The following is a 19,327-nucleotide window of genomic DNA, read 5'->3' as shown; positions in this document are numbered from 1 at the left end:
GCGCCAACAGTATAGGATGGACATAGAATGAACCCGGACTGGATATGGGGCCTTTGTGGCGGCATCCTGATCGGCTGCGGCGCTGCGCTTTACCTGCTTGGCAATGGCCGGATCATGGGGGCCAGTGGCATTCTGGGAGGTTTAATCGACGGCCCGGCAAGGCGCGAGAAACTGGCATTTGTCGTGGGGCTGATTGGTATGCCGCTGATCATGAGCCGTCTGATGAGCGAACAGCCTCAAACTCACCTGACAGAAAATCTGGGCCTTCTGGTCGTGGCCGGGTTGCTCGTTGGCATTGGCACGCGGTTGGCCAACGGTTGCACATCGGGTCATGGGGTCTGCGGCATCTCTCGGTTTTCTCTACGCGGGATTGTTGCGACCCTCATCTATATCGCTGCCGGAGCGGTGGTTTTGGCCCTGTTCCGCCACGGTTTGGGGGTGATCTGATGCGGCTGTTGATCGCTTTGCTATCAGGCGCGTTGTTTGGCGCGGGGCTGTTGCTGTCGGGGATGACGGATACCCAAAAGGTTCAGGGCTGGCTGGATATCTTCGGCACGTGGGACCCGACACTGGCCTTCGTCATGGGCGGCGCGATTCTGCCCATGTTGGTCGCGTGGCGCATGACCAAGACCCGCCGTCCGATTACCGGCGGCAGCTTTCCCGCAGCTGCTCGGCCGGAACTTGACCGAGGGTTGATCCTCGGCTCGGTCCTGTTTGGCGCAGGCTGGGGGCTGGTCGGCTTATGCCCCGGCCCAGCCATGGCAGCTCTGTCCTATGGCGGGACCAGCAGCGCCATCTTTCTGGTTGCGATGGCGGCGGGGATGCGGCTGGCACCGGGACTGCGCGCGCAACTGGACAGGGCGGCCAACCCGGCCTAATCAATGGGCATGGAGATTCGACCAATAACCCCCCGCTACGCCGTGTCCCCGCAGATCACTGTCGAGGACGTGCCCGCCATTGCCGAGGCCGGCTTCGTCAAGGTTATCTGCAACCGACCCAATGCTGAGGTCCCCGAGATCATGCAATCCGATGCCATCGGAGACGCGGTCCGCGCAGCCGGGCTGGAATACGAGGTGCTGGAACTGACCCACCAGACCATGACACCCGAGAATGTCGCCCGGCAACGCAATATGGCCGAAAATAGCTCTGGCCCGGTTCTGGCATATTGCGCGTCGGGCACGCGCTGCTCGGTTGTTTGGGCTTTGGGTCAATGCGACCAGATGAGCACAGATGAGATTCTGACTGCCACTACCAATGCCGGGTATCAGTTGGATCAACTTCGCCCCACTCTGGATCAGTTGCGCAACACGTCAGACTAGATCAAACCTCCCCATCCTCCGGGACATCGAGGCCCGCCAGTTGCGAGATTTCCGCGACCATTCGATCGGGTTCAACAAGGCTCAGTTCGTCGTCGAGGGGATCGACGCCTGTGGGGCTCGCGACCAGATCGAGAGGGTCGGACAGGATATCTACGCCTGTGTCAGCCATGTCACCTCGGACACTGGCCGGTCGGCTTTCTATGAATTCAGCGGTCTCCAACGTGTCCAGCGCGGGCAGCGGTACGTTTTCATTCAGCCGAACGGCGCGCATCCCGCCCGACTGACCAAGACGCCCGACCGAGGCGCGGGTGCGTTCGATCGTCAGAACCTCGGTCCGGTCCAACCGCGCGCCGGTCAGCGGCAACAGGTTGCCCACCTCAAGCACCGACAGATGCGCCAAAGGCAACCTCATCCGGCACACCACGGCGTTCAGCTCGGCCCGGACAACGCCTGATGACTGCTCCAATCGAGGGCCCGTATCGACGTCCAGCTCAATCTCGGCTTCATCGGGCGCGGGCGGATCAGGCAGCACGATCGTGATCTGGCCCTGACGCAACCCGCCTCCAAGTTCCACAGTCAGGTCAAAAACGCGGTAGCTATCTGCCACCAGCGACAAGGTCAGACCGCGCAAATCCACCGCCCTTGAGGCATACTCATACCCTGTCAGCCCCTGCTGATCTGCCGCATCGACCAGACCGACAGCACGGCGCAACGCATCCTCGACCAGTGGTGCGGCCATGGCGGCGTCCGTATCCGTAAAGCCCCGCTCGGTGGGCGCGTCCGGTGCAACCTCACCAATGGTTTGGGTCTGTACGATGGCCGAGACACAGTTCAAATCCAGACAGGCCGCTGCCGCCCCGTCGGGTCCCGCAAATTTCAACAGCAACCAATCCTCGGCCAATGTAGCCGCAAGCCCGGCCTGCGCCCGATCCGCCTGTTTTGCCCCGATAACAGCCAGCGGAAGATTCAAACGCTCACCTGCGGCCCGCGCAAAGCCCAGACGCAACGCTCGCAGGATCGAGCGGGGTCGATCCCCCAGATCCCTCTGCCCCAATGACAATTTGCGCGCCAGAGCGGCGCCGGCCGTGTGTGCCATGGCTTCGGTACCATCCGATTTCTTGTCGTGAGTCTTGGTGTAACCCGGCAGAGGTTACGAACTTCTTTAAACCGAACTATTGCGCCGCTTGTCGGTAGGCCAAAGGCAGGCTGACCCGGAACGCCGCGCCGCCCTGCCCCGGCAGATATGTGATATCACCGCCCAAACGGTGCATGATCTCGCGGCAAATCGCCAAACCCAGCCCGGCACCGCCGGCCTTATCCCCTCCGACCCGGGCAAATTTCTCAAAGATCATCGACCGCGCCTCAGGCGGCACCCCGCTGCCATTGTCGATGAAGTCCACAACCAGCTGCCCGCCCACATCATGCGCCGAGATCGTCAGAACGGGCTCATCGGCATCACAGTATTTCCGCGCGTTGGAGATGAGGTTGATAAACACCTGACCCAAGCGGTCGAGATCAGTTTGCAAGGGGATACGCTCAGATGCCTTGCTGCGCCGCACAACGAGCCGCTGATCCGTGCCCGCCAGCGCGCTGGAGATCGACCGATCCAGAACCGAACGCAGCGTATCGTCGCCAAGGTTCAACTTGACCTGCCCATTCTCGAGAACGCTGAGGTCGAGCAGATCATCCAGCAGGCGCGTCAGGCGCAGCGCCTCGTCGTGAATGATGGCGGCATAGCGGGTCTGTTCTTGGCTGCTCAGCCCTTCGGTGTCGCGCATGATCTCGGAAAACGCCCGGATCGAGGTCATGGGCGTGCGCAATTCATGACTGACCTGGCTGAGGAAACTGTCTTTCTGCGCGGATATTTGGGTCAGTTTGGCGTTGGCATCGCGCAACTGGCGTGCTGTTCGGCTAAGTTCGGCAGATTTCTCTTCCAACTGGCTGGAATACTCCAGCAATTGCGCCGATTCGTCGGCAACGGCCAGGAGGTCCTCGACCGAAACCGAGGCACCGCCCACGATCTGTCCGATCATCGCATGCGCCGTGGCCGCCCCGACCGAGCCGCTGAGCTCTCTCTCGAGTCGGGCCAGAAATCCGGGCGTTGGCTCGGGCAAGGGCGAGCGCCCGCCCTGAAGCTCGGCCTCGCGTTGGAATAATTCCTGGGCGGGCGATGTGCCCAGAATGCGCTGGGTCATGATCATCAAGTCTTCACTTTGCGCAACCGACCCGGTCCAACCGCGCGGCGCGACCGAGTGGTCAAAGACATTGACGAATTGCGCGCCCTGAAGCCTCTCCAACGGGCTGGGAAAGCTCAGCAGGGATGCGACGCAGAACACCACGGCATTCAAGGAAATCGACCACATCACGGAATGCACCATTGGGTCGATGCCTTCGATCCCGAACAAGGCCTGAGGTCGCAACCATGCAATGCCAAATGGTCCGTTCAGTAGCACACTCTCGGGCATCCACGCCGCCCCCATTCCGGGAATAAGCAGCGTGTAGATCCATAGAACAAAACCCACGGTCAAACCTGCCAGGGCACCGGTTCTGGTGGCTCCGCGCCAGAACAATCCACCGACCATCGCGGGCAGGATTTGCGAAATACCGCTAAAGGCCACCAACCCGATCGAGGCCAACGCCGCACCGCCGCCAGACAGGCTGTAGTAAAAATAGCCCAGCGCCATGATCGCAGCGATCGAGATACGCCGCGCCATCAGTACGATGTTGCGCACGTCTCCTGGCACGGACCCGACCCGCTCATGCGTGTTCAGCCAGATCGGCATCACGACGTGGTTCGACACCATCGTCGACAGGGCCATGGCGGTTACGATCACCATCGAGGTCGCTGACGAGAACCCTCCGATAAAGGACAGCATCGCCAGACCGTCCTTGCCCTGAGACAACGGTACGGTAAGAACGAACAGATCCGGGTTGGACCCCTCCGGCAACATATCGAGCCCGACAACGGCAATGGGGACGACAAACAAGCTCATCAGCAGCAAGTACAGTGGAAAGGCCCAGGCGGCGGTGCGCAAATGGCCCTCGTCATCATTCTCGACCACCATCACCTGGAACATGCGCGGCAAACAGACAAAGGCGGCGCCGGACAGGAAAATAAAGGTCGTCCAGCGTCCGGCATCCACTTGCCATTTGCCAATCTCGGAGGCGTCGATCCGCTCCATCATCGGACCAAAGCCACCGGCAACGCCCCAGACCACGAAGATACCGACAGCCACCAGCGCAAACAGCTTGACGACTGACTCGACCGCAATGGCGGTGACCACGCCGTGGTGGCGCTCATTGGCGTCCAGGTTGCGGGTGCCGAACAGAATCGCAAACATCGCCAGCCCAGCCGCCACCCAGAAAACGCTGGAGCCTTCGCGATAGAGGCCCGAGGGGTCGGCCTCGGCAAAGATCGAGAAAGACAGGGTAATCGACTGCAATTGCAGCGCTATATAGGGCGTGCCGCCAATCACGGCCAGAATCGTGACGCACACCGCCAGCGTGTTCGACTTGCCATAGCGCGAGGACAACAGGTCCGCGATCGAGGTCACGCGCTGGCTGCGCCCGACCCGCACCAGTTTGCGCAGCCCCCACCACCAGCTGATCATCACCAGCGTCGGCCCGAGATAGATTGTCACGAACTCCAACCCCGACCGCGCCGCATTGCCGACCGCGCCGTAAAAGGTCCAGGCTGTGCAGTAGATCGAGAGGGACAGCGTGTAGATCAAAGGGGAGCGCAGCCATTTGCCCCGTCCGGCCGCCGCCATCCTGTCTGCGGCAAATGCCACGCCGAACAGCAGAACGACATAGCCCAGACAGACCAGAATCAGGACGTTAAGCGTTGCCATCAGCCTGCGTCCGCCTCAGAGCTGTCATCCGCGCCGGTGCGCCGGGCGACGAAGCCAAAAAACAGGCTGACCAAAATCAAACCGATCCAGCAGGCGAATATGTAGGAGATGGCTGAGGACAGCGGCACACCGCCGGTTTCAGACTCGGCGTCCGGCCAAAGCAGCGGCAGCACCAGCAACGCGCCGCCCAGAAATGGCAGCAACCGAGCCGAATCCGCCAGCCTGCGCCGGCGATAGCTTTGCCGTTCCAGAAACAACGAAGGCCGCGTACCGCGCGACGTGCGGTCCTGACCTTCGGGCGACGTCATAACTGCGTCGCCTGCGCATGCAGATCGCGTACAGCGGTCAGCACCTCGGCGTTGGAAAACGGTTTGGTCATGAAGCGGCTGACGCCCGCATTCTCGGCCATCTCACGATCTCTGGACTGCCCGCGCGCTGTCAGCATCAGAACCGGCAGGTCCTGCATGTCGTCCAAGGCGCGCAGATCGCGGAGAATGTCCATCCCACTCTTGCCCGGCAGCATTACGTCCAGAATCACCAGATCAGGCTGCGCGCCCTGAATGACCTGAAGCGCATCAGCACCATCGCCATGTGTCTCGACCTGCCACCCCTCGCGAGTCAGCAAGAACCGGATGGCCTCGGCGATGTTGGGCTCATCCTCAATTAACAGAACCTTACGGCTCATTTGTGTATATCCTCCCGATGACTGGCCTCCACCCCGGAACCAGTCATCGCCAGATTAAGCGGTTGTTCGGGAACCTGTCAAAAGCCTTCGCTCAGAATTGACGGCTCGCGACGAGAACCGCAATCACCGCTTGGGCAAATCCGGCAGCTTGGACCGACGCGTGTCGTCTCAGGGTTCGGCTCGGCTTCGACCAGAGGCTGTATCAGCATGGCCGCGCGATATGAGGGTTCCTGATCATATCCGGACACGCCGTGCGGCCAGGCATAAGCATGACATTCGAACATTGCAGCAGCACGCCCCTGCTGCGCGACCTGCCGTCTGATCGGAACCAGAGGCCGGTTCAGCGCAGAAAACAGCGGCCAATGCGGGCAGGCCTCGCCATGGCGTGGCAGTGACAGGCCGGGGACAGGCTTCAGAAACAGGATACTGCCCGAGCCGTCGCAGATCACCAGCCCTACTGGGCGGTTCAGCACCTTTTCGGGCAGGCTGGCTAGGCGTCGGAACACTGTCGGCAGATCGACCGAGAATCGCTGGGCCAGTTCCAGAGGGTTCGGATCACCATCTGCAAGCGTGGTTTTGAGGGCATCAAGCGGCATGGCCTTGGCGTCAGCCTCACTCTGCTTGAGCCATTCCCCTGCAAGGTTACGTGCAGCCGAGGTATTTAGACCCTCTAGATCTATGACCTCTGCCCCTTCCCCGGCGTCGAGTTCTGGAAAGCTATAGCCGCGCGCATCAAGAAACACCTCAACCTCTTCCAGCGGTGCGCCACGCGGGTCTTTCGACGTATCGCTTTCGTCTAGGTAGGTCACCAGCGCCTTTGAACTGTCGGCCAGTCGCTCGGCATCCTGATGAAGGTTCTGGTGGAACCGATCCTGCCACTCGGCGTCGATATCCTGCGGGTCGGCCAGAATCGCTGCGGTCGACCGAATCGCCGCTGCGGTCGAGAGCACTTCGTGCATCGAGGCCGCCAGATGCGGGTCATGGGTCAACCGATCCGACAGGGTTGCAACCGTTCGTTCCAACGACACCACACGTCGGTGCATTTGCGCCAAAACCCCGGACCAACCGGGAAAGCGGCCTGCGAATTCCTCAAGCGTTTCAATCTCGGCCTGCTGGCCCACCGCATCGGCCGCCGCTTCGCGCAACGCCGATATCAAGGTCGCTTCGATCCCTTGCGTCAACACGGAGGGCTCAACTGCCAGCGCCGCGGCAATATCGACCAGCAATTTGCCCCCGATCCGGCGGCGGTTGTGTTCGATCAGGTTCAGATAAGAGGCCGAGATCCCCACCTGACGCGCAAGCTCTGCCTGTCTCAGACCCGCGATCTGCCGTCTTTCGCGGATCCGACTACCGGTCAGCAAATCCCGCATGGTCAAGGTCCTCAGTCACGTTTAGCTATCTTTGGTTGGCCGTGTTTTCAGTTTATCCTATCATTTTCCTGAGGTTATGCATCAGTTTTCAGATTGAATTGACAAGATTAACAGCATCCGGTCCTCGGTTACACCGCCAGACGCGCTTCGCCCCTTCTCATTTCCAGCATTTACCGCCACCATACGGGTATGAGCGATCCAGCTTTTGAATATGCACCCATCGGCCTTGTCGAATTGGAGAACCGCATCATCAGACGGTGCAATTTGCAATTTGCGCGGACCTTTGGCGGGGATGAAGCCGAGTACAACAACATGCCCTTGCTGCATCTCTACCCCTCGGTCGCGGATTGGGAGAGAATCGGGCAACGCAGCCTGCAGGTGATGCGCGACACAGGCTACTACACCGACGAACGGGTCATGCGCCGCCGGAACGGAGACCTGTTCTGGTGCCGCGCGCGTGGACGCTCACTGACACCTGATGATCCGTTTCGCCATGGAATCTGGAGCTTTTCCGACATCTCGGAGGAGCGGCCGCTGGTGGAACTGACCGTGCGCGAGCGCGAAGTGGCGATCCTATCCTGCCGCGGCCTGTCTGCTAAGGAAATCGGAATGGAGCTCGGCCTGAGCTACCGCACGATCGAGGCCTACCGCGCCCGGCTGCTGGAAAAATTCGGCGCGCGCAAACTGCCCGAACTGGTCGCAAAGCTCTCCGGTATGCCTCTGTAGGCACAACCGCCTGTCACAAACCATCCAACCCCCCTGTTTTCAGGCTTAAACGGCGCTTTTCATGGCTGCTCGCTTGGCTTATAACCCTGCGTAATCAGATCGAAGCCCGCACAAATATAGACGGGCCAAAGGGGAACCTTCGAGGATACTCATGACAGATACCAAACACGAAGCGGATGTGGCGTTCATCAAAGCCTTGGCCGAACTGCTGCGCGAAAATGACCTGACCGAGTTGCAGGTTAAACGCGAATATGGCGAGGAAGACAGCCTGAACGTGCGCGTCAGCCGCGCAACGCAGGCGGTTGCCGCTCCGGTTCAGGTCGCCGTTCCGGCCGCAGCTGCAGCTCCTGTCGCTGCCGCGCCGGCCCCTGCAGCAGCCCCCGCAGCCCCGGCCGCAGACGTGGAAGACCCGGCCAGCCATCCCGGCGCTGTAACCTCGCCCATGGTCGGCACGGTTTACATGCAGCCCGAGCCCGGCGCGCCTTCTTTCATTTCGGTCGGTGCGTCTGTTTCCGAAGGGGACACGCTGCTTATCGTTGAAGCGATGAAGACGATGAACCACATCCACGCGCCCAAATCGGGCACCGTGAAACGCATTCTGGTCGGCGATGGCGACGCTGTGGAATTCGGCACCCCTCTGGTCATCATCGAGTAAGGCGGGCCCATGTTCGACAAGATCCTGATTGCCAACCGAGGCGAGATCGCCCTGCGCGTCATCCGCGCCGCGCGCGAGATGGGGATTAAGACGGTCGCCGTCCACTCCACCGCCGACAGCGACGCAATGCATGTGCGCATGGCGGACGAATCGGTCTGCATCGGCCCCCCGCCCAGCCCGCAAAGCTATCTGTCCGTCCCCGCCATCATCTCGGCCTGTGAGATCACCGGTGCTCAGGCGATCCATCCCGGCTATGGCTTCCTGTCCGAGAATGCCGAGTTTGTGCAGATCGTCGAAGACCACGACATCACCTTCATCGGCCCCACTGCGGAACATATCCGCGTGATGGGCGACAAGATCACCGCAAAGGACACGATGAAGGCGCTGGGTGTGCCATGTGTTCCCGGCTCCGACGGTGGCGTTCCGACGCTGGAAGACGCCAAGCGTATCGGTGAGGAGTTCGGCTATCCTGTTATCATCAAAGCCACCGCCGGTGGCGGCGGTCGCGGCATGAAAGTCGCGATGAGCGCGGATGAGATGGAGAGCGCCTTCATGACCGCACGTGCCGAAGGCAAAGCCGCCTTTGGCAATGACGAGGTCTATATCGAGAAATACCTGACCACGCCCCGCCATATCGAAATTCAGGTCTTCGGTGATGGCAAGGGCAATGCCGTCCATCTGGGTGAGCGCGACTGCTCGCTACAGCGCCGTCACCAGAAAGTGTTCGAAGAGGCCCCCGGCCCCTGCATCACCCCCGAAGAACGCGCCAAGATCGGCAAGATCTGCGCCGACGCGGTGGCCAAGATCAACTATATCGGCGCGGGCACCATCGAGTTCCTGTACGAAAAAGGCGAGTTCTACTTCATCGAGATGAACACCCGCCTACAGGTGGAACACCCGGTGACCGAGGGCATCTTTGGCGTCGATCTGGTGCGCGAACAAATCCGCGTCGCCTCGGGCCTGCCGATGTCGTTCGGACAGGATGATCTTGAGATCAACGGCCACGCCATTGAGGTTCGGATCAACGCCGAAAAGCTGCCCAACTTCTCGCCCTGCCCCGGTAAGATCAGCGCATATCACGCGCCAGGCGGTTTGGGAGTGCGGATGGATTCGGCGCTCTATGATGGCTATTCGATCCCGCCCTATTACGACTCGCTGATTGCGAAACTGATCGTTCAGGGCCGCGACCGGGCTGAGGCTCTGGCCCGCCTGGAACGCGCCTTGGGTGAGTTGATCGTTGACGGTATCGACACCACAGTGCCTCTGTTCCACGCGCTGCTGCAGGAGCCGGACATCCATAGCGGCGACTACAATATCCACTGGCTGGAGCATTGGCTTGCGGAGAATATGGCCGACTAACCCCACAGGGCCGGTAGGCGCGCGCCGCCCGGCCCTTGGATGCTTCTCATGAGCCTGTCACCAGAACTTTTGTTGCATGGCTATTCGATCGGCATCTTCCCGATGGCCGAACATCGAGATGACCCGGACCTGTTCTGGGTCGACCCCAAATTCCGCGGGGTTTTCCCGCTAGACGGTTTCCACATCTCGCGCAGCCTTGCACGGCGGATACGCAGATGCGGCTTTTCCATCTCGATCAATCAGGATTTCGAAGGCGTCGTCGACGGGTGTGCCGATCGTACGGACACATGGATCAACGCCGAGCTGCGCGACTTGTATCGACAGGTGTACAACGCAGGCCAAGCGCATTCTCTGGAAGTATGGGAGGATGACCAGCTTGTCGGAGGCGTTTTCGGAGTTGCTCTGGGCGCAGCGTTCTTTGGCGAGAGCATGTTCTCACGACGCACTGACGCCTCGAAAATCGCGCTGGCTTATCTGGTGGACCGCCTGCGACAGACCGGTTTTCAGCTGTTCGACACGCAGTTTCTGACCGCCCATCTGGCCTCACTCGGCGCGATCGAAATCCCCCGCAGTGACTACAGAAAAGCGCTGGAAGAAGCGATTGGCGATAGCGCTGACTTTGCAGCTGAAGTGCCTCAGTCCGCCGATGGGGTGATACAGCGGATCACCCAAACGTCATAACGCGAATGATCCAAGGCGTTCAGTGCCGGAGAGGTCGCGATCATCCAGCCGTCGAACAACTGCTCCGCCTTGCCCTGTTCCCATATGGTCAGGAAGGCAAACGCATCCCCGGTCGGGTTATCGACGGGATAGCGGCAATCCCCCAAAGCGACATCCAGACCAAAGACGGCCTGTGTCTGACCAGTCTGCAGCTCAACATCCACGGTCTGGCCACTAACCTTATCCAGGCCGCGCAACATCGCGCCGGGTCCGGACTGAACCGTTTGCTGCGCCGTCGCGGATGTCGCGGCCAGCGCCAAGGCAAATGCCAAAGCACGCATCATTCGCTGCCGTCTCCGGCGACGAACTTCACCAGCAACGAGATCAGGCTGACCGCGCCTTGCGTATCTTCGATCTGATCACCCGGCTCAAAATAGAACGGAGAACCCCCGGGCATAACCTCAACAAAATTACCTCCCAACAGCCCCTCGGAAGAAATCACGATGGCGCTGTCGTCTGGCACGAGAACACCATCCGCGACCGAAAAAGTCGTATCAGCGCGGTAGGTCTCAGGGTTCAGGGTTACATCGGTTACGGTCCCGATTTTGACGCCTGCAAGGCGCACATCGGTGCCAACGTTGACCCCTTCCAGCGACCGGAAGGACGCGCCGAGCTCATATCCGGTACCGCCTTGCGACAGGCCAGTGGATTGGCTGGCATAAACACCAAACGCGACGGCACAGGCCAAGACGGCACCGCCGACGAATACTTCGGTCCAGTTGTGGGTCGACATCGCTCGCCTCGTCTTATTCCGGGCTCCAGGCCTCGTAGTCCTTACGCTCAACAGGCTCCGCACGATGCAAGGACCCCGCAGGGGTGTAAGCAAGCGCGGTACCTGTCAGGTTCTCCTGATGCGGTTTTTCCCAGGCCTTGTGCGCCAACGGTTTGTCTGTCGGCGGCTCATCCCAGGTGCGGTGAAGCCAACCATGCCAATCTGGATCAACCCTGCTGGCTTCAGCCTCACCATTGAATATCACCCAGCGTTTGCTGTCATCGGCGGTTCTATAGAAGACGTTGCCTTCATTGTCCTCACCAACTTTAACACCTTTACGCGCAGTGAAAATCTGCGTGTTCAGGGTTGCCCCATTCCACCAAGTTACAGCCCGCAAAAGAGTGTTCAGGATGCCCATGATCTGCCTCCGGCAATTCGGTCCCGAGAAGGTATGACCCAAAGGCGCGCCAAGGTCCAGTACCCGCCGCGTGACTGCGTCACTGCGGCAATAAAGCGGTCACTTCGATCTCGATCCGGTATTTGGGGTCGATCAAACCGCATTCAATCATCGTCGCGGCTGGAGGATTGGCTCCAAAAACCTCGGACAATACCGGCCAGCAAGGCGCAAACTCTGTCCGGTCGGGCAGCATGTAGGTCACGCGAACAACATCGGCGAAACCTGCACCAGCTTCCTCCAAGGCCTTTCCGATAACGTCCAGTGCTGATCTGCATTGCTCGACAACGCTCTCACCCTGCCCAACAGTGCCGGAAACGTGAACCCACCCTCCGGCTACCACGGCGCGACAATAGCCGACCTTGCCCTCGAATTCACCACCTGAAGAGATACGCTTGATTGCGGACACGGCTCATTTCTCCAAGAATTTGAATGTCATGAGATTTTTGCGAGGCTCTGCCTCGCGCTCCGGGATTTTTATGGCCAGATGAAGTAAAGGATCCCCTGTTCATCTGGCTGGAAATACCTCGGGGGAGGCGCCTGAAGGGCGGCGGGGGCAGCGCCCCCTTACCCCTTAGCCAGCTGACGCCGACTCTGGCACGGCATCCGCATAGATGATCAAGGGCTGAGAGTCAGAGGTCACGGCCTCTTCGTTTACAACCACTTCGGTCACATTCTTGAGGCCCGGAAGTTCGAACATTGTATCCAGCAGGATATCTTCGAGGATCGAACGCAGCCCCCGAGCGCCGGTTTTACGCTCGATCGCTTTTTTGGCGATCGATTTCAGCGCTTCATCGGTAAAGGACAGTTCAGCATCTTCCAGCTCGAACAAACGTTGGTATTGTTTGACCAGCGCATTTTTAGGCTTGGTCAGGATGGTGACCAGAGCATCCTCATCCAGATCCTCCAGCGTGGCCAGAACTGGCAGACGGCCAACGAATTCCGGGATCAATCCAAATTTCAGCAGGTCTTCCGGCTCAAGGTCCTGGAAGATTTCGCCAACGCCACGTTCGTCATTGTCGCGTACGTCAGCCCCAAAACCCATTGCCGAGCCTTTGCCGCGTTGGGCGATGATCCGATCCAGACCGGCAAACGCACCGCCACAGATGAACAGGATGTTGGTGGTATCGACCTGCAGGAACTCCTGCTGCGGATGCTTGCGGCCACCCTGAGGTGGAACCGAGGCGACGGTGCCTTCCATCAGTTTCAGCAGCGCCTGCTGAACACCCTCACCCGAGACGTCACGAGTGATCGATGGGTTTTCAGACTTGCGCGTAATCTTGTCGACTTCGTCGATGTAAACGATGCCACGCTGCGCGCGTTCGACATTGTATTCGCTGGCCTGAAGCAGCTTCAGGATGATGTTCTCAACATCCTCACCCACATAGCCAGCTTCGGTCAGCGTCGTTGCATCGGCCATAGTGAACGGCACATCCAGAATACGCGCCAGCGTCTGGGCCAGCAGCGTCTTGCCGCAACCGGTCGGACCGATCAGCAGGATGTTCGACTTGGCCAGTTCAATATCGCTGCCCGCTTTCTGAGCGTGGTTCAGACGTTTGTAGTGGTTGTGGACCGCAACCGACAGAACCCGCTTGGCAGTGGCCTGACCGATTACGTAATCGTCCAGAACCTCACAGATATCCTTGGGTGTTGGCACCCCGTCCGAGGACTTCAGACCGCTGGCCTTTGTTTCCTCACGAATGATGTCCATGCACAGCTCGACGCATTCATCACAAATGAAAACGGTCGGGCCTGCGATCAGCTTGCGCACCTCATGCTGGCTTTTTCCACAAAAGCTGCAGTAGAGCGTGTTTTTGCCGTCACCGCCTGAATTCGTCGCCATGATCTACCTTTCGGGCTTCGTCTCTGCGCCCCTACCTTTGGGGCGCGCTTGCGCATGTTCGTGCAGCTTAGGCCAGCACTCTGGCGGCTACAATCTCAAAATGGCCCCGCACTTGGCGCGCGGGACGCGTTTCTTAGGCCTCTTCCGTGTCCATCTTGGCACGGTTTTCGACGATCTCGTCGATGTGGCCCCAGTCCTTGGCCTCTTCGGGACTCATGAAGTTGTCACGATCCAGAGCCTTTTCAACGGACTTCTTGGTTTGACCGGTGTGACGTACGTAGATGTCATACAAGCGATCTTTCAGCTTCTGCGTCTCAGCGGCGTGGATCATGATATCGCTAGCCTGACCCTGATATCCGCCGCTGGGCTGATGAACCATGATCCGGCTATTGGGCAGCGAAAAGCGCATGCCCGCCTCGCCACCGGCCAGCAGAACCGAGCCCATTGAAGCCGCCTGACCGATGACTAATGTGGAACATTTAGGCTTGATGTACTGCATTGTGTCGTAAATCGACAAACCGCTGGTCACCACGCCGCCGGGCGAGTTGATGTAGATCGAGATTTCTTTGTTCGGGTTTTCCGCCTCAAGGTGCAGCAATTGCGCGACGATCAGATGGCTCATACCGTCGTGAATCGGACCGTTAATGAAGATAATCCGTTCTTTGAGCAGGCGCGAGAAAATGTCATAGGCGCGCTCCCCCCGGCTGGTCTGCTCAACGACCATGGGCACGAGCGTATTCATATAGGTATCTACTGGATCGAACATTCGGAACCTGCCTGCTTTGCTATGGATCGGGACACTATCCCAACAAGAGTTACCCGAGTCTTAGTGTCGCCACTGGGGGGCTGCAAGGGGGGCAGACAAGAACGACGTTGCAAACTGTTTGCAAGCTACGGCGGCGCTTGTCTTTGGCTCACCTTGCACAGAGGCCGAAAACGGCGCTTTTTTGTTCACTGCTTCTTTGATCACAGTATTTTGATGCATGCATATGGGAGTAAAAGTGCAAAACAAGTAAATTGGATGTACTTATCCGGAAAGCAGTATATGGCTGACTCCACCCACAGCGGGATAGTAAGGAACGAAGTTTAGATGGCACTCCCCCAAGTAACCCAGGACACCCCTTCCGCAGAGCTTGACCAAATGGTCGAAAACGCGTCGCGGGCGGCGAATTTTCTGAAGGCAATTAGCCACGAAGGGCGTCTGATGATCCTGTGCCATCTGGCGTCGGGCGAGAAATCTGTCACCGAGCTTGAGACCCTGTTGTCCGCCCGCCAGGCCGCCGTGTCGCAGCAGTTGTCGCGTTTGCGGTTGGAAGGGCTGGTGACGCCCCGCCGCGACGGCAAAGCGATCTATTACCGACTGGCCGATGATAAGCCCCGTCGGATGCTGGAAACCGTCTATGAGCTGTTCTGCAGCGAAAACAAAGGGCATTAATAGTTTGCCCGGCAGGCCGCAGGCGTAGACCCAGCGCGACCTCCGGAAAACCGCAAAAGTGCTAGCCTCCTCAGTAAGATACTGCTACCGAAGGCCTGATCGAGCATGAAGGAGAAAAACATGATCCGCGCAATTCTGATTGGCCTGAGCCTATTTGCATTGACCGCCTGCGAAACCGCCAAAGGCGCGGGCAAAGATATCGAAAAAGCCGGCGATGCGATCCAGAACGCAGCCTCGGACGTGCAGGAAAACCTCTGACTTACGCCTCCATCTTGCGGATTGCAGGATGACGCACGCAATATATTGTTGATGCGGTGGTCTGAACTGGCTACTATATAAGCACAGGTGCATAGACGCGGCATTGCATCATCTGACGTTAACACGGGGCTCTTTTGCACATGCGAAAGAGCCCCGTTCCCATTCTGACGAGGGGTGGGTGGTAGCCTGCATGAAGCCAGTAAGGGAAAAGGCGTCAGGTGCGCAGACGCGGTCTTTGCATGCGCCCTTGCGGGCAACCCCTGACGCCTTACCCGGACGAAGTCGGTCCTAAGACCGCTTCGATCCAGTTGCCCCGGCCCCCGAAGGAACCGCAGCCGCCGCCACAAACTCGAAAGTCGCCGCGACGCACAAAGCCCATTTGAGAAGATGATCCGTCGACCCAAGGCACGAAGCCCCTACTCGATGCACCACCAACCGGTAAGCCCTTGCAAAAGAACGTCAATCCTAAGATCCACCTTCCCTGCGCAGACCCCCTTGGTCTTTGCATCCCGCCTTCTGATCCGAGGAACTCCAGCGGTGAAACCAATGTTGCATTGCACCCTCCATCGAGCAAGAAAATAGCACTGCAGCATGGAAATCAGACGGGGATAAGTTGTTGATATCTGCCGGGAGGGTACTGTGGATAACTCCGGATTTCTCGACAAGCACGTAGGGTTAGAATTGCAAAACTCTTTTCGCCAAACTCTGACCGGAATATTGCGATTTGCTGCAGGTGCAAACGGCAACAGACGATAAACTGATCGCAAATTGCAGGAACTGACAACGCCGCACCGTCCGCAGAACCGAATCGTTCGGACCGAAACAGGGCTAAGTTCCCTACTAAACACCTGCGCTGTCGAGCATATGCACAAGACGGAATTTAGAGTGAGGCTTGCGCCCGGTATTGGTACTTAACCGACGCTTAAAAAACGCCAGCCGTGCTGACGTCGGTCGCGGAGGCAAAACAGATATGTTCGCAAAAGACCGACTGGACAAATCCTGCCAGCAGAACTTGCGGCATATGGCGGATAGGATGCCATACACCTAAAATGAAGCTTGGACCGGACGGCGAGTTTTTCACCGCGCGCGACTTCGCGCTGAAGGATCGCGAGATCCGAATACCCCGAGTCGAGGAACACCGCGTGTAGACCCGGCATATCATGGATCATGTCGCGAGCGGCGAAATTACCGTCCGGTCCGCCTCCTCCCTATGGAGACGAGTTTTCCGATATTGAGAAGCGTTCCGACCCGGACGGTTTACCTACTATTCTGTCGCAGTCAAAATCAGGCGACAGTCCGTACCCCCTACAGTCCGGCCGGGCCGGAAACGCTTCAGTTCACCTGACGTTCCAGAACGGTGCTGTAGGTTGTTCCAGTCCGCAGGCTACGGAAATCCGCATAAATTCGCCCATCTTCGTAGCGCGCGTCGATCAAGGCGTTCACGCCTATCGCTGGCTCGGCCGAGCTTTCGACAATCCCGATCTTTCCAGAGCCATCCTGGCTGATGGAACCCGTGGCCTCGTACATCGTCCAGTCATCCATGGCATTGCGTCGCCACATACTCGGACCCCAGAACGCATTGTCGTTCTGAACCTGAATTTCGAGCACCCATTCCGACTGGTTAAATCGCGGAGCATCGCCGGTAGCCGAATTCGACGGCGAAACCGTAGTCTGGCTGGCCGTCCAAATACCGCGCAGATCAGGCGTGGTTTCGGCGGCAGCGGCAGTGCCAAGGGCTAGGCTCGTGGCCAGAGCGGCTGCTCCGGCAGTCATAAATCTGGTCATGATCTCATTCTCCCTGAAAGTGGGGCCATCTCTGGCTGTGTTCAACAGATTGGGAGGAGGGCGACCGGTTACAACTTTCCTGAAGGAACCTTCATCAAGCGTTCATGCTGTGTTTGATCGTGCAGCCCGCTTTCCGCACTATACATTCGGCGCCTCACTCGGTAAGGAGAGCCCTTCGACGATCATCCGCGTACAAGACGCTCTGAGGGTGACCGCAGCATCCCAAAGAGCCGAGCCATGAAACAAACACTTCAAGACGCCCTTGATCGCAAAGGGTATGACACGCTGACCCCTGTCCAAACCGCCGTATCCGCGCCCGACTTGGAAGGGCGCGACATGTTGGTTTCGGCGCAGACCGGATCGGGGAAAACCATTGGCTTCGGCCTCGCCATCGCTCCGACCGTTCTGGGCGACGTGGATGTATTCGATGCGGCTGGCGCGCCTTTGGCGCTGGTCATCGCGCCGACGCGCGAATTGGCGATGCAGGTCAAACGCGAACTGGCGTGGCTCTATGCGGATGCAGGGGCGTTCATCGCGTCCTGTGTCGGCGGCATGGATATGCGCGACGAGCGGCGAGCGCTGGCCCGTGGCGCGCATATCGTGGTCGCAACCCCAGGCCGCCTGCGCGACCATATCATGCGTGAGTCGATTGACCTGACCGCCGTGCGCGCCGTGGTTCTGGATGAAGCCGACGAAATGCTCGACCTGGGCTTCCGCGAAGATCTTGAGTTCATTCTGGAACAGACCCCGTCTGAGCGTCAGACCCTGCTGTTTTCCGCTACGGTTCCTCGCGCCATCGCCTCCCTCGCCGCCCGCTACCAGCGCGATGCCGAGCGTGTCAGCACCGTCAGCGAGCGCACGCAACATGCCGATATCGAATACCGCGCGATGAATGTGGCCCCGCGCGATGGTGAGAACGCAATCATCAACGTGCTGCGCTTCTACGAGGCCCCCAACGCCATCATCTTCTGCAACACCCGCGCCATGGTCAGCCGCCTGACGGCGCGACTGTCGAATCGTGGATTCTCGGTCGTGGCCCTGTCCGGAGAGCTGACGCAGAGCGAACGTTCGAACGCGCTGCAAGCCATGCGCGACGGACGCGCCCGCGTCTGTGTGGCGACCGATGTGGCGGCGCGCGGCATCGACCTGCCGAACCTTGATCTGGTGATCCATGCGGAACTGCCGAACAGCCATGAAACGCTGCTGCACCGCTCGGGGCGAACCGGACGCGCCGGGCGGAAAGGCGTCAGCGCGCTGATCGTGCCGCCCGCATCGTTCAAAAAGGCGCAACGCCTGCTGAAATTCGCCAAGCTGACAGCCGATTGGGGGTCTGCGCCCTCGGCCGATGAGGTTCAGGCGCAGGACATGCAGCGGATGTTCAGCTCGGATGACTGGACCGTGGAAGTAACCGAGGGCGAAACTGCTCTGGTCGACGATCTGGTCTCGCGCTTTTCACCGCAGCAGCTGGCGGCGGCTTACCTGCGTCAATACGGGCGCAAGCACTCCGCCCCCGAGGAGTTGAGCGACACGCCGGATACAGCACCAAAGCCGAACGTGCCCTTTGGACCAAGCGTGTGGTTTTCGCTGTCGGAGGGACACAACGAAAACGCCTCGCCGCGCTATCTGCTGCCCATGTTGTGCAAGGCGGGCAAGATCACCAAAGACGATATCGGCGCGATCCGCATTGCCGACACTGAAAGCTATATCGAGATTCGCGAAAGCAGTGTCGAAGGTTTCCTGAAGGCCATCGGCCCCGAGATGACCGTCGAAGGCACCAAGACCCTTGTGCAACTGGACGCGCCACCCGCCCTTGCCGGTGGTGGCCGCAAAGGTCCCAAGCGCGACTTCAAAGGCAAGAAGCGCCCCGAACGTGCTGAACGCCCGGCCCGCGCGGCTGAGCCACAGCCCGCAAAACCGCGCCGGAAATCGGCCGAGAAACCCAAACCCGAAACGCGGCCCAAACGGGATGAGGCCCCCTCGGGCGATCAGCACAAGAAACCTGCGCGCCGTCCGAAGGGCCCGCCTCCGCCCAAAGGTAAGCCAAGCAGCAAGAAAAACCGCGCACGTGCGGCTGCGATGAAGGGTGGCAACGCGATGCCCAAGCGGAAAAAGTAAACCGCCTTAGCGCACGCGGCAGGTTGTGCAAGCGAAGAAA

At 59.4% G+C, this 19,327-nt stretch carries 22 protein-coding genes; 10 read left to right on the top strand and 12 right to left on the bottom strand.

Going from position 1 to position 19,327, the window contains the following annotated elements; translation table 11 throughout:
- The first annotated feature begins 27 nt into the window (after window positions 1-27).
- Genes ACR0AI_RS12205 through ACR0AI_RS12195 form a run of 3 tightly spaced genes read left to right on the top strand, consistent with a single transcriptional unit; the run spans window position 28 to window position 1,319 of the window.
- On the top strand, window positions 28-447 hold the full coding sequence (locus ACR0AI_RS12205) for a YeeE/YedE thiosulfate transporter family protein (RefSeq protein WP_170691783.1): 420 nt from the start codon (window positions 28-30) through the stop codon (window positions 445-447).
- A complete protein-coding gene (locus ACR0AI_RS12200; RefSeq protein ID WP_480674561.1) occupies window positions 447-878 on the top strand; it encodes a DUF6691 family protein in 432 nt (143 codons plus the stop codon). The genes ACR0AI_RS12205 and ACR0AI_RS12200 overlap by 1 nt, the downstream gene beginning before the upstream one ends.
- A 9-nt stretch (window positions 879-887) precedes the next feature.
- On the top strand, window positions 888-1,319 hold the full coding sequence (locus tag ACR0AI_RS12195; protein ID WP_480674563.1) for a protein tyrosine phosphatase family protein: 432 nt from the start codon (window positions 888-890) through the stop codon (window positions 1,317-1,319).
- 1 nt (window position 1,320) lies between these two features.
- Here the strand turns inward: ACR0AI_RS12195 and ACR0AI_RS12190 are convergent, their stop codons facing one another.
- The 5 genes from ACR0AI_RS12190 to ACR0AI_RS12170 form a co-directional block, all read right to left on the bottom strand.
- Window positions 1,321-2,415 (bottom strand): FliM/FliN family flagellar motor switch protein, encoded by a 1,095-nt coding sequence (locus ACR0AI_RS12190; protein WP_480674565.1) that lies wholly within the window; start codon window positions 2,413-2,415, stop codon window positions 1,321-1,323.
- A gap of 76 nt (window positions 2,416-2,491) precedes the next feature.
- Entirely contained in the window at window positions 2,492-5,170 is a 2,679-nt protein-coding gene (locus ACR0AI_RS12185) for an ATP-binding protein (RefSeq protein ID WP_480674566.1), read from the bottom strand.
- Window positions 5,170-5,478, bottom strand: a complete 309-nt coding sequence (locus ACR0AI_RS12180) for a hypothetical protein (RefSeq protein ID WP_480564512.1) — start codon at window positions 5,476-5,478, stop codon at window positions 5,170-5,172. The genes ACR0AI_RS12185 and ACR0AI_RS12180 overlap by 1 nt, the downstream gene beginning before the upstream one ends.
- Window positions 5,475-5,855: a response regulator gene (locus ACR0AI_RS12175; protein WP_170468096.1), complete on the bottom strand. Its 381-nt coding sequence runs from the start codon at window positions 5,853-5,855 to the stop codon at window positions 5,475-5,477. The genes ACR0AI_RS12180 and ACR0AI_RS12175 overlap by 4 nt, the downstream gene beginning before the upstream one ends.
- A gap of 77 nt (window positions 5,856-5,932) precedes the next feature.
- On the bottom strand, window positions 5,933-7,225 hold the full coding sequence (locus ACR0AI_RS12170; RefSeq protein WP_480564510.1) for a helix-turn-helix domain-containing protein: 1,293 nt from the start codon (window positions 7,223-7,225) through the stop codon (window positions 5,933-5,935).
- A gap of 189 nt (window positions 7,226-7,414) precedes the next feature.
- Here ACR0AI_RS12170 and ACR0AI_RS12165 point away from each other — a divergent pair, with 189 nt between their 5' ends.
- The 4 genes from ACR0AI_RS12165 (at window position 7,415) to aat (ending at window position 10,646) form a co-directional block, all read left to right on the top strand.
- Entirely contained in the window at window positions 7,415-7,951 is a 537-nt protein-coding gene (locus ACR0AI_RS12165; RefSeq protein WP_170460784.1) for a LuxR C-terminal-related transcriptional regulator, read from the top strand.
- Window positions 7,952-8,102: 151 nt separating this feature from the next.
- Window positions 8,103-8,606 carry an acetyl-CoA carboxylase biotin carboxyl carrier protein gene (gene accB, locus ACR0AI_RS12160; protein WP_480674568.1) on the top strand — a complete coding sequence of 168 codons (504 nt, stop codon included), beginning with the start codon at window positions 8,103-8,105 and terminating at the stop codon, window positions 8,604-8,606.
- Window positions 8,607-8,615: 9 nt separating this feature from the next.
- On the top strand, window positions 8,616-9,965 hold the full coding sequence (gene accC / locus ACR0AI_RS12155) for an acetyl-CoA carboxylase biotin carboxylase subunit (protein WP_170460778.1): 1,350 nt from the start codon (window positions 8,616-8,618) through the stop codon (window positions 9,963-9,965).
- 48 nt (window positions 9,966-10,013) lie between these two features.
- Entirely contained in the window at window positions 10,014-10,646 is a 633-nt protein-coding gene (gene aat / locus ACR0AI_RS12150) for a leucyl/phenylalanyl-tRNA--protein transferase (protein WP_480674571.1), read from the top strand.
- On the opposite strand, the gene ACR0AI_RS12145 is transcribed toward aat, so the two are convergent.
- The 6 genes from ACR0AI_RS12145 to ACR0AI_RS12120 form a co-directional block, all read right to left on the bottom strand.
- Window positions 10,601-10,969, bottom strand: a complete 369-nt coding sequence (locus ACR0AI_RS12145) for a DUF2155 domain-containing protein (protein WP_480674573.1) — start codon at window positions 10,967-10,969, stop codon at window positions 10,601-10,603. The two genes, aat and ACR0AI_RS12145, sit on opposite strands and share 46 nt — an antisense overlap.
- Window positions 10,966-11,418: an outer membrane lipid asymmetry maintenance protein MlaD gene (gene mlaD / locus ACR0AI_RS12140; protein ID WP_480674575.1), complete on the bottom strand. Its 453-nt coding sequence runs from the start codon at window positions 11,416-11,418 to the stop codon at window positions 10,966-10,968. Before mlaD ends, ACR0AI_RS12145 begins: the two co-directional genes overlap by 4 nt.
- Window positions 11,419-11,431: 13 nt before the next feature.
- Window positions 11,432-11,815: an NADH:ubiquinone oxidoreductase subunit NDUFA12 gene (locus ACR0AI_RS12135; protein WP_480674576.1), complete on the bottom strand. Its 384-nt coding sequence runs from the start codon at window positions 11,813-11,815 to the stop codon at window positions 11,432-11,434.
- Between the two features lie 79 nt (window positions 11,816-11,894).
- A complete protein-coding gene (locus ACR0AI_RS12130) occupies window positions 11,895-12,260 on the bottom strand; it encodes a RidA family protein (RefSeq protein WP_480674578.1) in 366 nt (121 codons plus the stop codon).
- A 165-nt stretch (window positions 12,261-12,425) separates the two neighbouring features.
- Entirely contained in the window at window positions 12,426-13,694 is a 1,269-nt protein-coding gene (gene clpX, locus ACR0AI_RS12125; protein WP_170374874.1) for an ATP-dependent Clp protease ATP-binding subunit ClpX, read from the bottom strand.
- A 133-nt stretch (window positions 13,695-13,827) separates the two neighbouring features.
- Window positions 13,828-14,460 carry an ATP-dependent Clp protease proteolytic subunit gene (locus ACR0AI_RS12120; protein ID WP_170374872.1) on the bottom strand — a complete coding sequence of 211 codons (633 nt, stop codon included), beginning with the start codon at window positions 14,458-14,460 and terminating at the stop codon, window positions 13,828-13,830.
- Between the two features lie 324 nt (window positions 14,461-14,784).
- On the opposite strand from ACR0AI_RS12120, the gene ACR0AI_RS12115 reads away from it, so the two are divergent.
- Complete coding sequence (locus ACR0AI_RS12115) at window positions 14,785-15,129, top strand: ArsR/SmtB family transcription factor (RefSeq protein ID WP_480674581.1); 345 nt, start codon at window positions 14,785-14,787, stop codon at window positions 15,127-15,129.
- 120 nt (window positions 15,130-15,249) lie between these two features.
- Window positions 15,250-15,387, top strand: coding sequence for an entericidin A/B family lipoprotein (locus ACR0AI_RS12110; RefSeq protein ID WP_170374868.1), 138 nt, complete (start codon window positions 15,250-15,252; stop codon window positions 15,385-15,387).
- A 1,332-nt stretch (window positions 15,388-16,719) separates the two neighbouring features.
- Here the strand turns inward: ACR0AI_RS12110 and ACR0AI_RS12105 are convergent.
- Entirely contained in the window at window positions 16,720-17,172 is a 453-nt protein-coding gene (locus ACR0AI_RS12105; RefSeq protein WP_480674583.1) for a hypothetical protein, read from the bottom strand.
- 237 nt (window positions 17,173-17,409) lie between these two features.
- Between ACR0AI_RS12105 and ACR0AI_RS12100 the strand changes: the two genes are divergently transcribed.
- Window positions 17,410-19,287, top strand: coding sequence for a DEAD/DEAH box helicase (locus tag ACR0AI_RS12100; protein ID WP_480674585.1), 1,878 nt, complete (start codon window positions 17,410-17,412; stop codon window positions 19,285-19,287).
- The last annotated feature ends 40 nt before the right edge of the window (window positions 19,288-19,327 follow it).

Source organism: Ruegeria sp. BG3 (genome assembly GCF_056538485.1).
The sequence above is the reverse complement of the archived record's forward strand: the minus strand, read 5'-3'. Positions and strand labels throughout refer to the sequence as shown.